13 protein-coding genes and 2 pseudogenes are annotated in these 20,874 nt (G+C 67.0%); 7 read left to right on the forward strand and 8 right to left on the reverse strand.

All coding sequences use genetic code 11. The annotated features are described in order from the left end of the window. Positions 1–555, reverse strand: a complete 555-nt coding sequence (locus OG488_RS38695; protein ID WP_329239607.1) for a TetR/AcrR family transcriptional regulator — start codon at positions 553–555, stop codon at positions 1–3. Positions 556–791: 236 nt separating this feature from the next. Between OG488_RS38695 and OG488_RS38700 the strand changes: the two genes are divergently transcribed. Then, positions 792–1,973, forward strand: a complete 1,182-nt coding sequence (locus tag OG488_RS38700) for a 4-hydroxybenzoate 3-monooxygenase (RefSeq protein WP_329239610.1) — start codon at positions 792–794, stop codon at positions 1,971–1,973. Positions 1,974–2,134: 161 nt separating this feature from the next. Here OG488_RS38700 and OG488_RS38705 read toward each other — a convergent pair. After that, positions 2,135–2,689, reverse strand: a pseudogene (locus OG488_RS38705) (tyrosine-type recombinase/integrase); the annotation flags it as partial. On the opposite strand from OG488_RS38705, the pseudogene OG488_RS39405 reads away from it, so the two are divergent. From OG488_RS39405 to OG488_RS38725, 5 genes and pseudogenes are all read left to right on the forward strand, one after another. Next, positions 2,685–4,269: pseudogene (locus OG488_RS39405) on the forward strand (RHS repeat-associated core domain-containing protein); the annotation flags it as partial. The pseudogenes OG488_RS38705 and OG488_RS39405 sit on opposite strands and share 5 nt — an antisense overlap. Positions 4,270–4,390: 121 nt before the next feature. Then, entirely contained in the window at positions 4,391–4,966 is a 576-nt protein-coding gene (locus OG488_RS39410; protein WP_443074287.1) for a polymorphic toxin-type HINT domain-containing protein, read from the forward strand. Between the two features lie 78 nt (positions 4,967–5,044). Then, on the forward strand, positions 5,045–5,803 hold the full coding sequence (locus OG488_RS38715) for a hypothetical protein (RefSeq protein WP_329239612.1): 759 nt from the start codon (positions 5,045–5,047) through the stop codon (positions 5,801–5,803). A 427-nt stretch (positions 5,804–6,230) separates the two neighbouring features. After that, a complete protein-coding gene (locus tag OG488_RS38720; RefSeq protein ID WP_329239614.1) occupies positions 6,231–6,770 on the forward strand; it encodes a hypothetical protein in 540 nt (179 codons plus the stop codon). Then, positions 6,767–7,924 (forward strand): integrase, encoded by a 1,158-nt coding sequence (locus OG488_RS38725; protein WP_329239616.1) that lies wholly within the window; start codon positions 6,767–6,769, stop codon positions 7,922–7,924. Before OG488_RS38720 ends, OG488_RS38725 begins: the two co-directional genes overlap by 4 nt. A gap of 236 nt (positions 7,925–8,160) precedes the next feature. Here the strand turns inward: OG488_RS38725 and OG488_RS38730 are convergent, their stop codons facing one another. From OG488_RS38730 to OG488_RS38755, 6 genes are all read right to left on the reverse strand, one after another. Further along, complete coding sequence (locus OG488_RS38730; protein WP_329239619.1) at positions 8,161–12,861, reverse strand: TIR-like protein FxsC; 4,701 nt, start codon at positions 12,859–12,861, stop codon at positions 8,161–8,163. Next, the gene (locus OG488_RS38735) at positions 12,854–13,834 is read right to left on the reverse strand and encodes an AAA family ATPase (RefSeq protein ID WP_329239622.1); all 981 of its coding nucleotides are present in this window, start codon (positions 13,832–13,834) and stop codon (positions 12,854–12,856) included. The genes OG488_RS38730 and OG488_RS38735 overlap by 8 nt, the downstream gene beginning before the upstream one ends. Further along, positions 13,831–15,825 (reverse strand): hypothetical protein, encoded by a 1,995-nt coding sequence (locus OG488_RS38740; RefSeq protein WP_329239625.1) that lies wholly within the window; start codon positions 15,823–15,825, stop codon positions 13,831–13,833. Before OG488_RS38740 ends, OG488_RS38735 begins: the two co-directional genes overlap by 4 nt. 53 nt (positions 15,826–15,878) lie before the next feature. Next, a complete protein-coding gene (locus OG488_RS38745) occupies positions 15,879–16,883 on the reverse strand; it encodes a hypothetical protein (RefSeq protein WP_329239629.1) in 1,005 nt (334 codons plus the stop codon). Positions 16,884–17,678: 795 nt separating this feature from the next. Next, on the reverse strand, positions 17,679–18,206 hold the full coding sequence (locus OG488_RS38750; protein ID WP_329239632.1) for a GNAT family N-acetyltransferase: 528 nt from the start codon (positions 18,204–18,206) through the stop codon (positions 17,679–17,681). Next, positions 18,203–19,105 carry an XRE family transcriptional regulator gene (locus tag OG488_RS38755; RefSeq protein WP_329239635.1) on the reverse strand — a complete coding sequence of 301 codons (903 nt, stop codon included), beginning with the start codon at positions 19,103–19,105 and terminating at the stop codon, positions 18,203–18,205. The genes OG488_RS38750 and OG488_RS38755 overlap by 4 nt, the downstream gene beginning before the upstream one ends. A 966-nt stretch (positions 19,106–20,071) precedes the next feature. Between OG488_RS38755 and OG488_RS38760 the strand changes: the two genes are divergently transcribed. Then, positions 20,072–20,872: a hypothetical protein gene (locus OG488_RS38760; protein WP_329239638.1), complete on the forward strand. Its 801-nt coding sequence runs from the start codon at positions 20,072–20,074 to the stop codon at positions 20,870–20,872. Positions 20,873–20,874 lie beyond the last annotated feature (2 nt).

Below are 20,874 nucleotides of genomic sequence, written 5' to 3' on the forward strand. Positions count from 1 at the left end.
TCAGCGCGGTACGCCGAGGCCGTCGAGGACGATGCCCACGGCCCGGTCGAGTGCCTCGCCTTCGCTGAGGTCCGTGGCGTATGCGAGGGCGCGCAGGAGGAGGGAGACGTCGTCGCCGGTGACGTCGGGGCGCGCGGCGCCGGCGGCCTGGGCGCGGTGGAGTGCGCCTTCGAGGGCCGCGCGGAAGGCGTCGGCCGCCTCGTTGACCGGCCGGGACAGGCCCTGGCCGTCGTCGTCGTGCGGGGGCAACAGATCCAGCAGGGTCATCTTCACCGGCCCGGCCGCCGCGAGGGACCTCATCAGGGAGGCGAAGGCTTTTCCGGGGTCCTGGCTTTCGGCGAGCGCCAGCACCTGGGTGGTCAGCTTCTCCAGGTAGCGGCACGCGGTGGCCTCGATGAGGTCCTGCTTGGTGGCGAAATTCCGGAAGACGGTGGCGATGCTGACCCCGGCCCGCTGCGCGACCTCATCGGTGGAGGCGGCGGCCCCCTTCTCGGCGAACACATGCTCGGCGGCCAGCAGGACCTTCTCCCTGTTGGCGGCTCCGTCGCGGCGCATACCCGACCCCTTTTGCAAACGTAGTGGACACTACGTATGATGCGTAGTGGATACTTCGCTTGAGGGTAGGGGGTCTCGCCCCGCTGCGCCAAACGCGCGGGACGCCCCATGTCCGGCGATCGCCCTGAACAGAACGGGCCGATGAGCGCACAGCCCTCCCAACCGCAGGCCCTCAGGGCGCCGGCGTGGTAACGGCCCTCCCCACGGGCCAGCAGAAAACACAAGGAGAATCAACCATGGCCGTAACGGACGAGAACACCACTGTCGTGATCGTGGGCTCGGGTGTCGCCGGGCTCGCCCTCGGCAACTTCCTCCTGCGCAGCGGGATCGACTGCGTGGTACTGGAGCGGCACAGCCGCGAGTACGTCGAGCAGCGCCAGCGGGCGGGGGTCATCGACCCCAGGGCCGCGCGCATGTTCCGTGCGTGGGGCCTGGAGGACCGGGTCCTCGACGGCGCCCCCTTCGCGCCGGTGCTGAACTTCCGCGTCGACGGCGAGACGCGGCCCTTCCAGTACGTGACCGACGACCACGTCGACGGACGCTTCTGCCCCCAGCAGGTCCTCGTGCGCAACCTCATCGACGTCTTCGTCAGCGACGGCGGCGACCTCCGTTTCGAAGCCGAGGACGTCGAACTGGAGGACCTCACCGGCCCCCGGCCCCAGGTGCGCTACCGCGACAGCACGGGCGTGACGCGGACCATCACCTGCGACTTCGTCGCCGGCTGCGACGGAGACCACGGTGTCAGCCGGGCGAGCATCCCCGACAACGTACTCACCCGCCAGTCCCACGAGTACGGGTACGCCTGGCTGACCGTACTGGCCGACGCCCCCGCCAACCACCAGTCCATGATGGCGATCCACGACCGGGGATTCGCCGGCCAGTTCGCCCGCGGCCCCCAGGCCAGCCGCTTCTACCTCCAGTGCCCGCTGGACACTGCCGTCGAGGAGTGGACGGACGACCAAATCTGGGAAGAGATCGAGGCACGCTTCGGCGAACCGGTCACCGCGAAGGGACCCATCACCAGCAAGACGCTGGTGCCGCTGCGCAGCGTGGTCTACGACCCGATGAGCTACGGCCGCCTGTACCTGCTCGGTGACGCCGCGCACATCGTGCCGCCCATGAGCGCCAAGGGCATGAACCTGGCGCTGCACGACGCCGACGTGTTCGCCACGGCCGTCCTGAAGCAGGTCAAGGAGCAGGACGCGGGCCCGCTGGAGGCGTACTCCGCCACCTGCCTGAAGCACGTGTGGAACTACCAGGCGTACGCCGCATGGTTCACCGACCTCATGCACGACGCGGGAGACGTCTCCTACCACGGCGAGTTCCGGCGCAGCCTCGCACGCGCCGAGTTCGAACGCCTCTACGACTCCGAGACCGCCAACCGGCTCTTCGGCGAGTTCCTGACCGGCCTGAACTGAGCCCCCACCTCCTGGCCGAGTAAGCAGAGTTTGCAGGTCTGAGCAGCCGGGCCTCCAGCCTCTGCCACCAGCACCTGCGGGGGCCGGAACGGGGAAACCCGTTCCGGCCCCCGCAGGTGCTGGTCATGAACACCGTGCCGTGACGGTTCGGTGGCGCAGCTTCATCCGCTGCTGCCTCCCGGAGCGAGCAGACTGGTCAGTTCCGCGATTGCCTCTGCAGAGGGCTTGAAGTATCGGCGCACGTTCTCCGGCTTCTTGTGCCTCGACTTCGCCATCAGCATCAGCAGCGACGCCCCCTGCTCCCCCAGATGGGTCAGAGCGGAATGGCGGTACTCGTGCAAGTCCCAGCCGGTACCGGGCCCCCGCACAGCCGTGTGCTCATCCAGCAGTGCACGGGCCTGGCCGTAGGAGAGGCGGGCCAGACCGGTGTCCGGGCATACGTCACGCGGGTTGACGACCTTCCCCGGACCGGGGCGGCGGTGGGTGACGAACACCGGGCCCCGGGACCGGCCGCGCAGCAGGCGGGGCAGAAGCCGGGCTGTACCAGCGTCCCAGTAAACGGTCTCCAGCACGAAGTCCTCACGCGCCTGGCCCCGGCGTCGGGCCTTGCTCCGGGCGCCCTTGGCCTTGACCGAACAGCGGCGGCCACCGAGGTCCAGGTCCTCGATGTTCACGCCGAGGACCTCCTCCGTGCGGGCGGCGGTCTCATACACCAGCAGCGCCGACTACCAGTGCTTTGCCTACGACGCGCAGCGACGTCTGACCGAAGCCTGGACTCCGACCAGCAACGACTGCGCGACAGCCAGCCGCACCCAGTCCAACATCGGCGGCGCAGCTCCGTACTGGACGAGCTACACCTACAACAGCTCCGGTCAGCGCGACACCGAAACCACCCACACCGCCGCCGGGAGCAAGACCACCACCCACACCTACGGCACGAGCACAGGGCAGCCGCACCCGCTGGTCAAGACCACGGGAGCAACCACCGCCGCCTACACCTACGACCTGACCGGTAACACACTCACCCGCCCAGGCACCCAGGCCACTCAGACCCTGGCCTGGAACGCCGAGGGCGAACTGGCCACCACCACGGAGCCGGCCGCGGGCGCCAAGCCCGCTCTCGGCACCAACTACCTCTACGACGCCGACGGCGAACTCCTCATCCGCCGCGCCACCGGAGACGGTGACACCGTCCTCTACCTCGGCACCACCGAGGTACGTCTCGCCGCCAAGGGCACGGCAAAGACAGTCACCGGGACCCGCTACTACAGCGCTGTCGGCCAGACCATCGCAGTCCGCACGGCGACGTCCGGCACCGCCGGCAGCAAGCTCAACTTCCTCGCCGCCGACCACCACGGCACCAGCAGCATCGCCACCGACGCCACCACTCAGGCCGTCACCAAGCGATACAGCACCCCCTTCGGGGACATGCGTGGAGACAGCGCGGCTGCCTGGCCCGACGACAAGGCATTCCTCGGCAAACCTGCAGACGCCACAACCGGCCTCACCCACATCGGCGCCCGCGAATACGACCCGAAGTTGGGTCAGTTCATCAGCGTCGACCCCGTACTGAGTCTCGAACAACACCAATCTCTCAACGGCTACGCCTATGCCAACAACAATCCCGTCACCACCTCCGACCCGACAGGTCTGCGAGTCGACGATGGATCAGGTGGAAGAGGACCCACTTACTTCGACGGCTGGTTCGAAGAGGAAGAGGAGCCAAAGAAGTCCGGTGACAAGAGCGGCACAGCCGGCAGCAACAACACCGGAAGCAACAACACTGGCAGCAGCGGGGGCGGCGGTGGCGGTGGCGGTGGCAAGAGCAGCTGCAACAGCTGGCTCTCCGTATGCGGTCTAGCCACAGCGTGGAATAACACAACCGACTTTGTAGCCGACAACAAAGTCTTCATCGCGACAGTCGTCACAGAGGTCGTGGTCACTGGAGCCTGCTACGCCGCTGCGGGAGGTGGGGCGGCGGCGACAGGAGGCGCCAGCCTCGCGCTGGCCGCGGGATGCGGAGCCCTAGGAGGTGCGGCCGCATCAGCCATCGGCAACGCCATGACTCCCGAAGCGGACCACAGTGCCACGGGGCAGCTCACCGATATGGCCGAAGGCGCCATTTGGGGAGCGGCCGGAAGCGTCACCATGGCAGGCGCCGCCAAGAAGCTGATCGGGTGCCACAGTTTCCTCCCTGGAACGGGGGTCCTGCTCGCCGATGGAACCCACAGGGCCATTGAAGATGTGCAGGAAGGTGACGATGTTGTCACAACAGACGTAGAAACCGGAAAGACCACCACCAAGGACGTCGCGTCCACGATCACCACGATCGGGGACAAGGACTTCACTGACATAACCATTCGCGTCGGCGATGACTACTCTCCTCCATCACCGCCACAGACACTCACCCGTTTTGGATACCAGAGCTCAAGAAATGGGTACCTGCGGGAGATATCCAGGTCGGTGAATGGCTGCACACGAGCGAGGGTCAGCGCGTCCAGGTCACAGCTATACGCAGCTACACCCAGCCTCAGCGCACGTACGACCTCACGATCGCAGACATCCACGCGTACTATGTGCTAGCTGGTGCCACGCCAATACTGGTTCACAACTGCAACGTATTGCTGAGTCAGAGGGAGGCGAATACGCTGCGCGTCGGTCCTCATGCCGATGAGTCGGTGCCTGCAACCGGGCCGGTCGTTACCTCGGAGCAGAGTGGGGCCATGCAGGGAAGGCCATGCCACTCCTGCGGTGGGAACAGTCCGACTATGACTGGTGACCACCAGCCGTCTACTGGAATTGGACCGACGAGTCTTCCGCGCAGCCTGTTTCCTCACTGTGAAACGTGCAGTGATACTCAGGCGGTTGCTGTATCGAAAGCCCAGCAGATGCTGCGCAATCACGGCTATCACGATCCCACGTTTGCGGGGCTGCCAGGGATTCCGAGTTCAGCTGAGAAGCTAGCGGAGCTACTGCCAGGCCATACGCGGTAGTAGGGTCAGAGTGCGCCCGGTTGGCGATGGCGCTGACCGGGCACACCATCAAACTCAGATTGGGTAGTTGGCGGAGAAATGCTCATTGGTAGTGCCGAGCTTTACTTGAACCATCGCGTGATCCGAATTGGATCGACAGCCCCGCCGGAGGAGGTTCTGGCGCTGGCCGGTGCGCCATTGGTGGCGTCTCGGAGTCACGTCCAGATCGCCGCACGTGCGCAGGTGGGACTGGTCCGGGTCAGGCTGTGGAACAGGGCTGGCCCGGCCGAGGGCAGCGTCCTGTTCGACGGAGACCTGGTGCTCGACGACGGGGCCATCGGAGTCGGCGACATCCTCGGCGTGTCACGTTTCGTGCAGAACGTCGGGGATGCTGGCGTGCATCGCATCCGAGTCGCTGTCGATGACCCCGGGATTGCTTCCCGTGTCGACGTAGTTATCGATTCCGGACGAGACGGGCAAGCACTGACAAGCGTGGACGGTTACCCGCTGCCCCAGTTTGTAGTAGCCGATAATTTCAATCTCGGTAAGTCTGATGAAGTCGGACTGATTCTTTCGGCTCACGATATGCCGCACAACCGCCTTGCCGCCTCGTTTAAGGTGATCAAGCTGGCCTCGGAGTCAGATCCTTTGGACCGCGTAGAAATTCTCAGGAAATTTCGAATGCGCATGGTCTGCGAGTGGCTTAGGTGGCTCGCCCCCGTGGCCTCTGCGGATGCAGTGTCTGCGATGGCCCGTTACATGTCCGAACGTCTGGATGGAACGGCGATGGTAGGTCTCGACCACGCTTCAGCAGAGCTCGCTGCGGATGTACTTGCCCAGCTGTCCGGTGACCGCTAGTAGATGTTGCGCTGCTAGGGATCGTGACCAGTAGCAAACTTTAGCCCACGGGACAGCCCTCAGCGTGTAAGATCCGCGGTCCCTTCAGATTCATTCCTGGAGGGACCGCGGGGTGTCCGACAAGAACCGTCGGAGCACAAGCGGGCGGATCGTCGCTGCCGTCAAGCTGGTCGGCCGGCTTGGCAGGAGGGGGAGGGTGCGGCAACAGCATCGCAGGCGACCGGAGATGCTGACAGACAAGTGCACTCGGCCTCGGACGGCTACCCCTTCTTCGCCCACCCCAAGTAACGGAGCCGCATCGAACAGATGGCCCGCGTTACATAACTCCTCTCACGAAGGCCACCGCTAACGCAGCATCAGGCGGGGCCGTCCTGCGGACACCCACCTATAATTTCCCTTGTACGAGGCTGCTTCGCTGGGAGGGATCATGAGGAACGAGGGGGATGGGCGTCCGCTGCTCCTGCTCGATGTGGACGGTCCTCTGAATCCGTACGACGCCCCGCCGCACAGGCGGCCTGCGGGCTACAGCACGCACCGCATGCGCCCGACCGGGTGGGAGAACCCGTGGGACAAACCCCTGCGGGTCTGGCTCAACCACGACCACGGAGCGAGCCTGCTGGCGTTGCCCTACGAGCTGGTGTGGGCGACGACATGGAAGAGCGAGGCGAACGAATGGATCGGCCCACACCTCGGCCTGCCCACTATCCCCTTCGTCGACTGGCCTACCATGACGCCGCAGAGTGATGCCCGACTGCACTGGAAGACAAGGGCGTTGGTCGCATACGCCGACGGACGTCCCTTCGCCTGGGTGGACGATGAACTGGGCCCCGAAGACCGCGAATGGGTCCAGGAGAACCACGACGCTCCGGCACTCCTGCACTGGGTGGACCCGCGTCTGGGCCTTATGCCCGAGGACTTCGGAGCGCTGACGCAGTGGGCAGCAGGGCCCGGGCAGGTGGCGGCGTGACGGAGCACGAGAGCGACGTGGGGGTGGTGGACGCGGAACTGGTGGACGACGATCATCTCCCCGTCGCCAGCCGGCCACGTCCGGTGACCCGCCCGGTGGTCGACCGGCACACCCTTCTCTACCCCGGCCAGGGGCTCCCCACCGAGGACGACCAGCCGACGTACACCGAGCGGGATCTGTACGTCTCCGAGCGGACCGCCGAGCGGTTGGAGAACCAGTCCGCCCCGAAGAACACCAGCGCCAACTACCTATCCCAGCGCACCAAGTTCGCTTCCTGGTGCGCCGACAAGGGCCGTGTCGCCCGGCCGTGCACCACCGCGACCTACGTCGAGTACGTCGCCCATCTCATCGAGCTGGGGCGCTCCCCGAACGCCATCAACGCCGCCATGTCCGCCATCCGCACCTGGATGCCCGAGGACGTGAAGCCCGGCACGAAGCAGGCCCGGGGCATGCTCAACGAGTACAGGAAGACGTGGGCGAAGCGCACCGCGGTCCGTAAGGCACCCCCGATCACGGACGAACTGCTGCGGGCCATGGTCGCCACGTGCGACCTGCGGACCACCGCCGGGCGCCGGGACCGGTGCATGCTCCTCCTCGGCCGGGGCGCCCTCAACCGCAGGATCGAGCTCGCCGATCTGTCCATCGCGGACGTCGCCGTCGACGACGCCTTCGTCACCCTGCACATCCGGTCCTCCAAGACCGACCAGGAGGCCAAGGGCGAGCACACCGACATCCCCGCCGACGACGACGCGCTCCTCGACCCGGTCGCGGCCGTACGGGACTGGCTCACCGCCCTCCACCACCTCGGCATCCGCGAAGGCGCCCTCTTCCGGGCCCTCACCTCCCGCGGCACCCTCCAGAACCGGGCCGTCGCGAAAGAACGCGGGGACTACGTCACCGGGGACGCCATCAACGACTGGGTCCGCAGCCGCGCGCACAAGGCCGGCGCGAAGAACTGGCAGCAGATCACCGCCCATGGTCTACGCCGCGGCGGGGCGCAGGTCATCGCGGAGGCCGGCGGGGACCCGACGAAACAGGGCCGGTGGAAACCGGGCTCGGCGGTCGTGAAGCGGGAGTACCTGGACCGCGCGCAGTCACGGGCGGAGAATCCGTGGCTCAAGGTGCAGGCGAAGCGGCGCGAGAAGCCGGCGTGATATGAAAGCCCAACCGCGACGGTCGAATTCATGCCGGAGAGCGCCCGAGCCCGTCGCTGGTGCCCACCTGCCTGATCAGCGCCACGCAGCTCGTACTCGATCCCGGGCGTGTGATCTTGTGTCGTCGCGTTCGCCCACGCAACACACCGTCCGGGTCGAGTAGTGGAGCGCATGGGCGTGATCGTGTAATAAAGCCATGATGCCCTGTCCTGATCCGCCACCGGAGAAGCGCCCCGTCAATCCACCGGCGGTCGCGTCGTCGCGTGTCGCCGATATTCCTGGACAGCCGCCTCGGCCGCTTGAGGAAGGATCTGAGCGAACGCCTCCAGGCTAGGTACGCCCTTGGCTGCGGAGCGTGCCAATGACCGCCCCTGGCGCATCGTCAGGGGCATGGTCCGTTCGAGCTTCTCGGTTAGTTCCTCCTCAGCAGCCCGGCTCTGACGGTCGTCCCGGTTCCAGGGCAGAACCACCGTCGTCCAGGGCAGGTTGTCCGCGTCGAAGGCGGCGAGACTGCGCCGACGCTCCTCATCCTGAAGGGCCCATGGGTCGATCAGCAGGATCTCCGGGGTGTCAGGTGGCTTCCTTCCTCCTGAACGTCCCGATTCCACGTCGAATGAGGTGATGACGGCCTGATAGTTGAGTGAATGCACCAGATCTTCGGTGACATGGGCCAGCGAACGAGTAGACGCCGGGTGGAAGGGGTTCCAGTCCTGCGCAGTGCCGCCGTAGTACTCCGGAGTACGTCCCTCGGGCAGATTGCGACGCGTGGGTGCGACTACGGTGATCTGGATGGGCTTGCGGTCCTCCGACTCACCGTTCGGCGGATCGAAGGCATTGGGCGCATGGCGGAAGTCGAGCAATCTGCCAGGGTCCAGCCGCGTGGTGTCGGCGACGCTGACAATGCGTTTGGCTAATTCGTACACCGCACGTTCGTACTCCGGGGCATAGGCCTCAAGCTTCATCAAACCGTAAAGCCCGTCGCTGACGTAGCGTTCTCCGAAGTATCGATGATTGAACTGCAAACGCATTGCCGCGGCTGGCAGCTGGCTGGAAGGAACTGGTACCCAGAGCGCGGGAACGATTGCCTGCGCAGGCTGATTCGACCGTGCACGGTGACGGATGGCTCGCTGTTCGAAGGCGTGCCATTCCTTACCGCACATCTCGCTGGCAAAGTAGCGCGGTGAGAACAGTGGAACGAAGACCCGGCATTCAGCCAGCATCTCGCTCAACCGCTCCGACCAGTTCTCGCCGGGCTGCATCTGCCAGTCCATGAATCCTGCGGCGGCGCCGTCGGGCAGGTCCGTCATGGCCATCACATGGCCGCACAAGTCGCGGAAGAACCGCTCAACCCACATGTCCGGGGCCTGTGCGCCGCCATGCCGCGGTGTGTGCGCATAGCTCAGGAAGAAGTAGGGGGACACACCGTGGCGGGCCCTGCTTCCTTGCCTGACTGGGACAGCGGAGGTGGGACTCTCTGAATCCTCGACCGCCTGCGCTCCAGGACCATGTATCGGTGCCACAGGACTATCGCCGGCGTTCAACGCTAGCCGGACATCGGCCGACGCTTCGTCAACAGCTTCGCTGTCGGTCTTTACCGCTCCGCGAATGGCTGTGGCCTCTTCGACGCGACCTGCTTGTTGGTAGGAGTCAGCGAGGTTGGCGCGGGCAGAGAGGGTGTCGGGATGGCTTCCCCCGAGAACCTCCTCGCTGTCAACCAGCACACGCTCCCGCATCGCCGTGGCCTCTTCCACACGCCCCGCCTGGTCGTAGGAGAAGGCGAGGTTGGCGCGGGCAGAGAGGGTGTCGGGGTGGCGCTCCCCGAGAACCTCCTCGCTGTCAACCAGCACACGCTCCCGCATGGCCATGGCCTCCTCGACCCGGCCCACCGCGTGGAACGAGAAGGCGAGGCTGGCACGCGCGGAAAGGGTGTCCGGGTGACGCTCCCCGAACAACTCCTCACTGTCGGCCAGCACACGCGTCTCGATGACGATGGCCTCCTCGACCCGGCCCGCCGCGTAGTAGGAGGCAGCGAGGCTGGCACGCGCGGAAAGGGTGTCCGGGTGACGCTCCCCGAACAGCTCCTCACGGTCAGCCAACACACGCTCTCGCATGGCCGTGGCCTCTTCTACCCGACCCGCCCGGTTGTAGGACGTCGCAAGATTGGCACGCGCAGAGAGTGTGTCGGGATGGCGCTCTCCGAGAACCTCCTCGCTGTCCGCCAGCACACGCTCCCGCATGGCCATGGCCTCTTCCACCCGACCCGCCTGGTGGTAAGAGAAGGCGAGGTTGGCACGCGCGGAGAAGGTATCGGGATGGCGCTCCCCGAACATCTCCTCGCGGTCGGCCAGCACACGCGTCTCGATGACGATGGCCTCCTCGACCCGGCCCGCCGCGTAGTAGGAGGCAGCGAGGTTGGCACGCGCATAAAGGGTATCGGGATGGCGCTCCCCGAACATCCCCTCGCTGTCGGACAGCACACGTTCTCGCATGGCTCTGGCCTCTTCCACCCGGCCCGCCGCGTAGTAGGAGGCAGCGAGGCTGGCACGCGCGGAAAGGGTGTCCGGGTGACGCTCCCCGAACAACTCCTCACTGTCGGCCAGCACACGCGTCTCGATGACGATGGCCTCCTCGACCCGGCCCGCCCGGTTGAATGACGAAGCGAGGTTGGCACGCGCAGAGAGGGTGTCCGGGTGACGCTCCCCGAGAATCTCCTCACGGTCGGCCAGCACACGCGTCTCGATGACGATGGCCTCCTCGACCCGGCCCGCCGCGTAGTAGGAGGCAGCGAGGCTGGCACGCGCGGAAAGGGTGTCCGGGTGACGCTCCCCGAACAGCTCCTCACGGTCGGCCAGCACACGCGTCTCGATGACGATGGCCTCCTCGACCCGGCCCGCCGCGTAGTAGGAGGCAGCGAGGCTGGCACGCGCATAAAGAGTGTCCGGGTGACGCTCCCCGAACAACTCCTCACTGTCGGCCAGCACACGCTCTCGCATGGCTGTGGCCTCTTCCACCCGACCCGCCCGGTTGTAGGACGCCGCGAGATTGGCACGCGCGTTAAGAGTGTCAGGGTCACGCTCTCCGAGAACCTCCTCGCTGTCGGACAGCACACGCTCCCGCATGGTCATGGCCTCCTCCACCCGACCCGTCTGGTGGTAGGACGCCGCAAGGTTGGCACGCGCGACGAGGGTGCCGGGGTCACGCTCCCCCAGGAGCCGAACACAGTCAGCAGTGAGTGACTCCAGAAGTTGGATCCTTTCCAACCAGTTCTGCGGAGGAAGATTCAGCGCGCGCTCGAGACGTTCCTCCAAGCTGCCGGCGAGACCGGAGATTGGCTCGGACGGCTCTTGACCCGAGGACGGAACAGGAGCGGCTTCTGTCGGGATGATGACACCCAGCTGCCGAAGCACCGAGTCGGCAGCTTCCGCAAAGGGGACGAGGGCAGTCGGCAGAGGGACACCCGCGGCGGTATGCAGGACGGCAGTGAGGCCGTCCGGAGTCCAAGGGCGGCTCGCGATGTGCCGGGTGAGAGCCTGGTGGGTACGCCACGCGGTCTGTCGCGTCAGCTTCTGGCGGAGGTGAGCCAGGGCTTCAGGGCGGAAGGTGTACAGATCGTCTGCTTCCGGGTTACGACGAACGGTGCAGAGGTCAGCGGTGAGGAGCTCAGCAAAGTCGTCCAGACGGGCCTCGGGGACCGCCTGTTCCCGCAGCGCATGGAGGATCGGGAGCGTGAACGTGTCGAGTGCTGCGGCATGGATGGCGAGCTGGGTGGCCGGCGTCCGGGCGGTCTGAAGAAAAGCCTCGGCCCTTGCACCCGGCCTGGGAGCAGGGGCGACCGTGCGTGCGGGAGAGGTCCGACGCGGTGCTCGTCGGGGCGGACGGCCGGTGTCGGGGATCAGGACGGCCGTGCATCCTTCGGGATCGCTCCGCATCAGCGTCTGAGCCCACCGCCGGAGGTCTTCCGGGTCGGTACCGAGAACAGGCACGGCATTCCACGAGCGGATGCTGCTTTCCCGGAGCCAGCGACGTGGTGGCTTCGGTTCGTAGTCCCAGGTTCCGCTGGGGGCCACTGGCTCCGGCGCTGTCGTGACGGTGAGCGGCAGGTCCAGGGCTGTCCGGTGCCAGAGCCGGGGCGGGAGAGGGTTGAAGAGGGCGAGACTTGTCGTCCGGCTCCAGACGTGAAGGTGTTGCCACAGAGCTTCGCTGCGCCACCCCGGTGCGGCGCAGTCGCTGAGGACGAGCATGAGCCGTCGTCCCGGCTGGCCTTCGCGGCGGCCGGCTTGGCCGACGGGGACCAGCGCGCCGCGCTGGTCGTGCAGCACCGGGTCGGTGCCGCTCCAGGTGAGATGCCAGATGTTCAGCGTACGGAGCGCGCCGAGGGAGCGCAGGATCTTGTTCAGTCCGTCTACCGCCGGGTCCCAGACGCTCATGCTGCTGCTGCGGTCCAGAACGACTGTGACGTCCAGCCATCGTTCCGGCATCGGCACGAGGTGGGGCACGAGCAGACCCGTACGCGCGTAATCCTCGACGGTTGCGTCGATGTTCAGTTCAGTCCGGTGCCCGTGCTGCCAGCGCCGCCGTAGCGGACGCAGCGCCCGCCCGATGGCAAGGGCTTGAGGGAGTGCCGCAGCTTGCCCCAGGGTCAGTCGCACACCTGGCTGTGTGGTGCCTCCGCCGGCCGAGCCATAGGCGGAAACCTTGTGCGCGCCTGTTGCCGGCTGTTCGCGTGAGGGGGCCCCTGTCTGCGAAACACCCTGCTGAGAGGGCCCCCGAAGCGTGCTTTCGGTGCCGATGTCGTCCACCGGTGGATCGGATGCTGCGGCATCCCCCTCGTAACCGGCCGATGCAAGCAGTACGGCGTCTGCCAGCTCCTCGGCCGTCATTCCGAGCTGGGCGGCAAGTGCGCCGAGCCGGTTGAGTGCCCCTGGCAGTTCAGTCACGGCCCAGGCCCTGGAGCAGAAGCTCGGTCAGCTCCTTCTTCTGCTGTTCATGGATGGGCTGCTTGATGAGGTGGACAGCGTTAAGGAGCTGGTCGACGGCCAGATGCTCACCGTTGGCCAGCCGTCCCGCGAATCCCGTGATCAGCTCCTGAATGCCCGTCGTCAGCTCTGCTTCCTCTCCGCCGGGAGCGCTGAGATGAGCGGCGACGATCCCGGTGAGACTCTCCTCCGTAAGTACGGGCATCGAGTATCGGATGCACCGGCGACGGAAGGGCGGCGGAAAGTCCCGTTCGCCGTTGCTGGTCATGACGATCAGAGGGAAGAGCGTGCACGGGACAACGCCGTCCACGACGTCCACTGTCGCGGTGTCCTCATGCAGCCGCACCGGCACGCGCTTCCGGTGGTGGCGGGACAGTTCCGGAATCTCGAACCGCCCACGCTCCAAGATGTCCAGGAGGTCGCTGGGCAGGTCGAGGTCGCTCTTGTCGATCTCGTCGATCAGCAGGGCACGCGGCCGCTCGACCGCGGCGAAGGCGGTTCCCAGAGGACCGAGCCTGAGGAAGGGTGCGATGTCGTCACCGCGTTGTTGCTGGCCTCGCCTCACCAGCCGAGAACGTGCCGGGCCCGCTGCGCTGCGCAGGTTCTGCGCGTGGATGCGGCCGAGAGCGTCGTAACGGTACAGCGCCTCGGTGAGGGTACTGCGCGAGGTGATGTGCCAGTGAAGCTCACTCCCGAGGCCCACTTCATGGGCGACGTGCTTGATCAGCGTGGACTTTCCGGAGCCGGCCGGCCCGGTGAGCAGAAGCGGGCGGTGCAGCAGGAGTGCTGCGTTGATCGCGTCGACGAGGCCGGGGTCAGGCCTGTACGGCACGGCTTCGGGTACGTCCTTCCCCGGCATGCGCCAGGGGGGAGGCGGTGGGAGCTCCGGAGTGCGCGCGACGCCGTCGCCCCGGTAGTAAGGACTCCAGGTCATGCGGTCTCCTCTTCGGGGCTGCTCAGGGGCGTCTCGAACAATCGGCAGAATGCGAGCCATTGGCGGTCGTGCCACACTCTTCGCACCTGCCGCAGAGTGTCCGACCCGCCATCGGCAGGCTTGGTCACACGGCTGTCGTGCCACTCCTGCTCGTCCTGGATCTTGTTCCACATTCCGTCCACGACGGCCCGGAACTGGCCGGGAGCGGCGTTGGCGCCCTCGGGCCAGATCAGGATAGGGGTGAAGGCGGCAAGGGCGGTCAGCGTCGCGTCGCATCCGACAGGTCGCTCCTCCAGCGCCCGGGGGCGGCCTGGTTCGGAAGCCAGCCGGTCCGCAAGATCAACTAGATCTGCCATGTCTGCTGGTCCCAGCCAGGAGAGTTTCGCGTTGCCTGCTTCGAGCGCGTCGAGCACTTCCTCGGCAAGGTTGTTCAGCTCGAATGCGTCCCACTCCGCATACTCGTCCCGCACGATCGAGCTGTTCCACCGCAGCGTGACCCGATGCGCGATGCCGAGTTTCTGCAGCCCGGTGCGGGCTTCTTCCGGGTGCCACTGGGCCAGTGCCCGCCCGCAGGCGGCGATGTCTATGTGTTGAAGTCGTTCGCCTGTGGGAAGGCGGCTGCGGGCCCACCTGATCGCCGCCTTGATGACAGCGGTCAGCCCGGCTTCGTCGCGGCTGGGGGCGTCGAAGTCGTTGGAGCCCAGGGTCTCGCCTCCCTGGAGCACCCATGCGTGCAACCGCCTTGGCCATTCCGGCGTGCCTTCACCGCCGCTGCGCTGTCTGCCCGCGATGGAGGGGATGCCCAGCACAAGACGGGTTCGGGCGGAATGATCGGCCTGCTGGAATTCCTTGTGGGCGTCCTTGAAGGACACGACGTCCCTATGGCTGCCGATCCAGTCGTCCAGTTCTACCGGAGCCGTGATGTCTGCCTCGACCAGCAGCGCGGCGACAAGCCGCCCGAGCGAGGAGTGCGTGGTTCGCACGTACGGACTGCCTTCGAGGACTGCGTATTCGACCAGGTCACGCAGTTGCGGGTCGCTCACCAGAGGTGCGGGAAAGCCCGCACGCCTGGCAGCCTTGCGTAGCACTGCCGTGCGCATCGCCTCAGGGAGGTGCTCTTTGAGGACCTTGACGGTTCTCTTGCATTCCTGCAGCTCCGCCTTGATTTCCTCGACCCGGATCCTTTGGGTCGGGGGCTGGTCCAAACCGCCGGAGGAGAGGAAGGCGGTCAGGGAGGCATTACTCCATCGGGTTGGCCTGTTCGGCCACCCCTCGGTGGACTCGTCCAGCAAGCGGGCGGCTACCGGTCCGATCTCGGAGCTGGTGCCGTACGAGGCGCGCGCGTTGTGGGCCAGCCAGAGCGGGCTTTCGGCGAAGTCGTACTGATCGAAGACGGAGCGCCCGATGGACTGGCCGCTGCCTTGGTTCAACACCTCTGCACGGACGCTGCTCATCAATTCATCGTCCACCAGCAGATGCGCGCCACGGTTCTCGAGCCCGCGCCGGAGTACCGCGGCCAGAGCGAGGGAGAGGTTCATGCCATAGGCATCCTGACTGCTTGCCGCAGCCATGACGACGGCAAGCCGGACCTGCCCGTCCCTGACCCCGTTGGCCAGGGTGTCAGGGGAAGGAGGGGCGGCGCCGGCGTGGCAGGTATCGACGAGCGCGATCACTCCCTCGGCCTCGTTGGCTACCTCCCCGAGGAGCCCTGGAACGTCCAGGGCCGAAGCCGATGAGGCCAACAGGGAACCGCGGACCATGAAGCGCAGCGCGGGGGCGGTGAACCCGTGCCCGAGCAGGGCCACGATCAGCACTGCGCCATCCTGCTGTGCACGGGTGGCCGCCGCGTAGACGGCGCGTCTCACGTCCTCCGGCGACTGCGGGTCCAGCAGGAGCGAGTCGTCGGTCGGCTCGGCCCCGCCCAGATCCGGATCGGTCAGGACGGAGTGCAGGTCCCTGGCTGCTGACTCCAGCTTTTCGAGGTGGGGCATCGTGGAGCATTGGGAGGCGACCACGATCGCGTGACGGACCACTGCGACGCCTGTCAGAGCTTCTTCAGAGTCTCGGCGACAGGCCCTGCGACGATCTTGTGCGCGAGGTACTTCGTCGCCGTGTGGGTCCAGAGCCCGTTCGTATCCGCGCGTTCGGTCACCGGAACCACACCCGAGGCGTTGGGCTTCATCCAGCGTTCCAGGCGGGGCCGGGCCACCACGATGTCGTCGCGGTCCCAGAAATTGAGCCAGCGCTCCACTCCGCCCGGCGTGTGCGGCGGTCGAGGTGCCAGCCGCTGAAGCACCAGAGCCCCCATGGCCAGAGGTGACCCCAGAGTGATCCACAGCGGCACGGGCCCCCTGTACGTGTGCAGTGCCTCGTACGCAACAACTGTCCCGAGCGAGTGCGAGATCACGATCAGCGGCCGAGAGGGGTCGAGACCGGAGAGGACGCGCTCACGGATGCGCGCGTCGAGACCGAGACCCGCATCGTCCGGCTCCTTCCGAGCCAGATACCGGCCCACCTGGGAGAGGACCGGCAGCAACTGGACTCCACTGGTCCACTGCGACGCCTGCCGCAAGCCAGGAAGCTGGAGAAGAGTCGTCAGCGCGTTGCCTGCCCGCCGCACCACCCCTAATGGTCCCTGAGCCTGTGCCACGTCCGGATCGATGGCGGACCGGATCTGGGCGCGGGCGCTCGTGATGATCTGCAGGGACCGACGGTCGTCGACCAGCTCAGCCTGATGCGCGAGCTCTTGGGTCATCTCGTCCAGGAGCCCCAGCAGCAAGGGCAGGTCCTCCTCGGCAACGTCGTCGGCCGCGCCTTGGGCATCCGCTTTGTGGAATAGATCGCTGTAGTTGGCGAAGCGGGTCTCCGCGGCCCACGACTGGGTCAATCCCGACACCAGGTCGGCGTGGCCTGCCGCCCGGACACCGTTCGCAAGCGACGTGGACCACTCTCGCAACTCCACATCCGTGGTCCGCGCCGAGCCGATGCCGTGTATGAAGAGCAACTGAGGTTTTCCGGCCAATGTCCCGCCCCCGATGATCAGCCGCACTACTGAAGAACAGATTCTACGTAGTCCGCACGCCCCGGAGGCCCGAACTCTCAATTCCCTCATCAAGCAATCTGCGTTGGTCCGGTGAACGGTGTTGGGGCTCACAGGTGCTTCTGGACTGACGGGTGACATCAGGCAGATGGTGCCGCCCGCGTACGACGTCAACCTCACCTCCGGAAGTGCGCCGCGCCGAGTGCCGCGGCCGCCACAAAACCTGAGCGCGGAGCCGGAACCGTCCATCGCCCTCAACACTCCATCAGGCACTCACACGCTCAACAACGCGAGCACCCCAGCCGAGCAGGTGGTCGATCTTGAGGTAGGGAACATCCCCACGGAAGCAGGGAGCACGGGTCCTTCACACCGGCGATGCCGGCCCGCGCGGGACCATCCCCACGGGCGCGGGGGAGCAGTGCTTCGTCTCGTCCTGGGCCTGCTCGACCGCGGGACCATCCCGCGGGCGCGGGGAGCACAACGGGGTGTGGCTGGAGGACTTCGCGCACGAGGGACCATCCCCGCGGGCGCGGGGAGCACGGCCGGTGTCGCTCGGCGTAGTGCAGGACACAGGGACCATCCCCGCAGGCGCGGGGAGCACTCTCGCTGAACTGCGAGTTTGCCACTCAGGACGGCTATTATGCATAACTTTCACAGAATTCGCATAACGCAGATTTGGATTATATAACCCAAGCTCGCCTGCCCGCGCTTCGCCCGCAGCAGACTCGAGCCGGCTGCCTGCGGCGGGATGTCGATCTGTCAGGAGGCCGCGGACCCGCGGCCTCCGCGCCAGGTGGTGCCCCTTCAGGCGTGCAGCCTCTTCACCATCACCGCGTACACCGGTGAGTCGGCGAACGGCTGCTGTTCGCCCGCCTTCTCGTAGCCCCACGTCTCGTACAGCGCCTGGACCTTCGGGTGGGTCACGTCGACCAGGAGCACCGCGAGGTCCTCGCCCCGCTCCGTCAGCAGGGCTTCGTGCAGGCGGTCCGAGACGCCCTGCTTCCGCCACTGCGGGCGCACCATGACCTCGGAGACCGCGTACGTCGCGGTGCCTTCGCCGGCCGGCTCGAACGCGGTGGAGCGCCACCATTCGCGCCCCGGCCGCTGCGGGGCGCCGTAGGCGAAGCCGGTCGGTTCGTCCCCGTCGAAGGCCACGACACAGGTGAAGCCGTTCATCTCCGACCAGTGGTCGACGAACCAGGGGAACCGCTGGTGGAATGCGTCGTCCATGGCATCGGCGTAGGCGTCGGCGTGTACATCGATCAGCGTCTGCCTGAAGCCTTCCGGAAGTCTTCCGTGGGCGTAGTGCTGGAGGTCGATCACCCTGTTCACGCTCGACTCCATTCATCTCGCATGCGGTCCGCCCAGTCGCGGGCGTACGTCGTGGACGGCGCCAGCCGGAGCAGGTCCCGGTGGAAGTCTCCGATCAGAGTCCGCATCCGTCCAGGGAGCGGCGCACCATCCATGATCGTGAAGACGGAGGAAGCGGTTCTCGTGGCCTGCTCCGGATCGCCCTGGCGGAGCTGTGCGGTCGCGAGCTGGCAGGTGGCCAGCGCACGGTTGCGCTGGAACTCCTCCGGGATCCTGGCCAGCGCGCGATGCGCCATCGCCTCCGCGTCGGCCGACTCCCCATTGTGATTGAGGATGACGGCTGCGAGGTGGCTGAGTTCGGCCGGCCCGAAGAACGCGGTCCATCGTGGACGCTCCGCCTCCACCGCCTTCTGGAGCGTCTCCTCAGCCGCACCCAGGGCGCGCTTGGCAGCCCGCGGGTCACCCAGCGAGGAGTGGGCGAGAGCGAGGCGGACGCGTCCCATGGAGCCGAACAACGGATCCCTGCGGGCAGCCGGGGACGCGCTGGCGGCCTGCGCTGCCGCGAGCTGCTCCGGCCAGTTCTTCCGCTGGTAGGCGAGCATGGCCATGTTGATCCACACGCGCATTCCGGTGGCCGCGTCCTGGGACAGGCCGGCGAAGGTCGCCGACTCGTGCAGGTACTTCTGGGCCGCGTCGAGATCGTGCAGGTCGATGCAGGACCAGGCCGCGATGGTCGTGTACTCGGCAGCGAGTGCGTACAGAGCCCGTCGTACGCGCTCGCCGGCGTTGCGCTGCTGGAGTCCGAGGACCTCGGCCCGGCCTTCGAGGGCCTCGGCCGCCAGGCCTGTGTGGCCGCCGCTGCGGTCGTCCGTCTCGACGAGCAGATTCACGCGGGCCGCGGCGCGGGACACATCGGTCATCCCCACTGATCTGCACTGTCTGCCGACGGGGACAACGGCGGGGACGCCTACGGGAACGCCGCGAGGAACGCCGACAGGGACGGCAGCGGCTGCCGCTCCGGTGGTGGAAGCGATGAAGTCGCGGCGCCGCACAGGGACCTCCGGGGGATGTCGCATGGAACTGGGTGCGGTGAGTCCCAGGTCCACCACAGGGCAGCCGAACACGCGCTCGAGCGCTGCGCAGGTGCGGCCGATCGGCCGACGGCTCGACCCGCTGAGCAGGTTGCGGACCGTGCGGGCTGAGATCTCGCCGGGCCGACCGGTGATCTCCTGCAGCGCCCCGTTGAGCCGATTCGCCAACTCCTCCTGAGTGAGGCCGAGTTGTTGCATCCGACCCCGGAGGACGAGGTTGACTCCCATGCACTGAACGTAGTACTGCCGTCACCCGCACGGCCAGAGCACCGGTCACGAGAACGCAAAGTCTTCCGGTCGGCCGAAGCACACGAATCCTGGACTCTGCCTGTTGCCGTCCGCCGACGACTCGTTGACTGGTGGTCGGCCGCCGGGTCGAGTCAGTTCCGGCGGTACGCAGGAAAGCCCGGCCTCTGCCCCCGTCAGAGGCCGGGTTACCCGCACAGGAGGGAGTGACCTCGTGACCGCCTCTGCCGTGATCTTCGCAGGACGAATCGCTGCCCGACGCCCCCGGCGGGCAACGGCCGTACGGATCCGGCGGGCAACGGCCGTACGAATCCGCCCGCCAGGCCACCGGACGACCGCAGGCACCCGGTGCGTGGGTACGGCCCGACGTGCTCCCCTCGGCCTGCGCAATCCCGTGCCCCGCCCTCACCTCGTCCGCATGATCTGAGGGCCACCCATGTCCCGACGCGTGTGCCAAGTGGCAGTGTTCCTGACTGCCATCGTTCTGATTGTCGCCGCCGCCGGGTGGTGACGCGCACGGCTCGACCCGCACATCCGAGGAGCATCCCCATGACTGTCCTGACGACCGATCACCCCGCATGGACCGAGACAGGATCCGGTGGTCGCGCACGGGCCGTACGTACTACCTCCGGCCTGTGGGTCCTGTCGTGGGACCGGGACGGTCTGAACATGCGCTGCGTGGACGGCACCGAGGACGCGAAGCCGACGCTCGTCGCCACCAATCCGGACTGCCTGCCCGGCAGCGTCCCCGGCGGGCTCCGGGCGGGGCTCGATCGCCTCGGCGTCTCCCAGCGCCTCGCCAACCCGTGGCTGTGGGACGCGATCACCACGGCGATCCTGCGCCAGGTCGTACGCGCCGGGCAGGCCCGCAAGCTCTACCGGGAGTGGTGCACGGCCTACGGCGCCCGCGTGGACAGCCCTGTCGGTGAGCTCGCCACCGCCCCCACAGCCGCAGAGGTCCTCGACCTGGCGGACGAACAGTTCGACGACATCGGCGCCAAGTTCCACCGCAGCGTGCTGCGGGCGGCCGCCGAGCACTACGAACTGCACTCCGCGGACTGGCTCGGCATGAAGGCTCCCGAGCTGGTGAGCGCTCTCACCGCCGTCCCCCGCATCGGCCCCTGGACCGCTGCGGCAGCCGCGACCGACTTCACCGGGGACTTCAGCGTCTACCCGCACGACGACCTCGCCGTACGCACCTGGGCCGCGCAGATCGCGCCTCATTACCCCTGGCCGGAAAAGAAGGACAAGGCGTTCGGCCCGCTCTGGACCGGCTGGGCCGGTCCGGACCGTACTGCTCTGCACACGCTGACCCTGTCCACGCTCACCTGGGGCTCCCATGCCCGATGACC

The organism is Streptomyces sp. NBC_01460 (assembly GCF_036227405.1).
Lineage (GTDB): Bacteria > Actinomycetota > Actinomycetes > Streptomycetales > Streptomycetaceae > Streptomyces.

Excerpts from the sequence above, each read along its gene's own strand:
- OG488_RS38695 (WP_329239607.1), bottom strand. The coding sequence starts at position 555 with ATGCGCCGCGACGGAGCCGCCAACAGGGAGAAGGTCCTGCTGGCCGCC.
- OG488_RS38700 (WP_329239610.1), top strand. The coding sequence starts at position 792 with ATGGCCGTAACGGACGAGAACACCACTGTCGTGATCGTGGGCTCGGGT.
- OG488_RS38715 (WP_329239612.1), top strand. The coding sequence starts at position 5,045 with ATGCTCATTGGTAGTGCCGAGCTTTACTTGAACCATCGCGTGATCCGA.
- OG488_RS38720 (WP_329239614.1), top strand. The coding sequence starts at position 6,231 with ATGAGGAACGAGGGGGATGGGCGTCCGCTGCTCCTGCTCGATGTGGAC.
- OG488_RS38735 (WP_329239622.1), bottom strand. The coding sequence starts at position 13,834 with ATGACCTGGAGTCCTTACTACCGGGGCGACGGCGTCGCGCGCACTCCG.
- OG488_RS38740 (WP_329239625.1), bottom strand. The coding sequence starts at position 15,825 with ATGCCCCACCTCGAAAAGCTGGAGTCAGCAGCCAGGGACCTGCACTCC.
- OG488_RS38755 (WP_329239635.1), bottom strand. The coding sequence starts at position 19,105 with ATGACCGATGTGTCCCGCGCCGCGGCCCGCGTGAATCTGCTCGTCGAG.
- OG488_RS38760 (WP_329239638.1), top strand. The coding sequence starts at position 20,072 with ATGACTGTCCTGACGACCGATCACCCCGCATGGACCGAGACAGGATCC.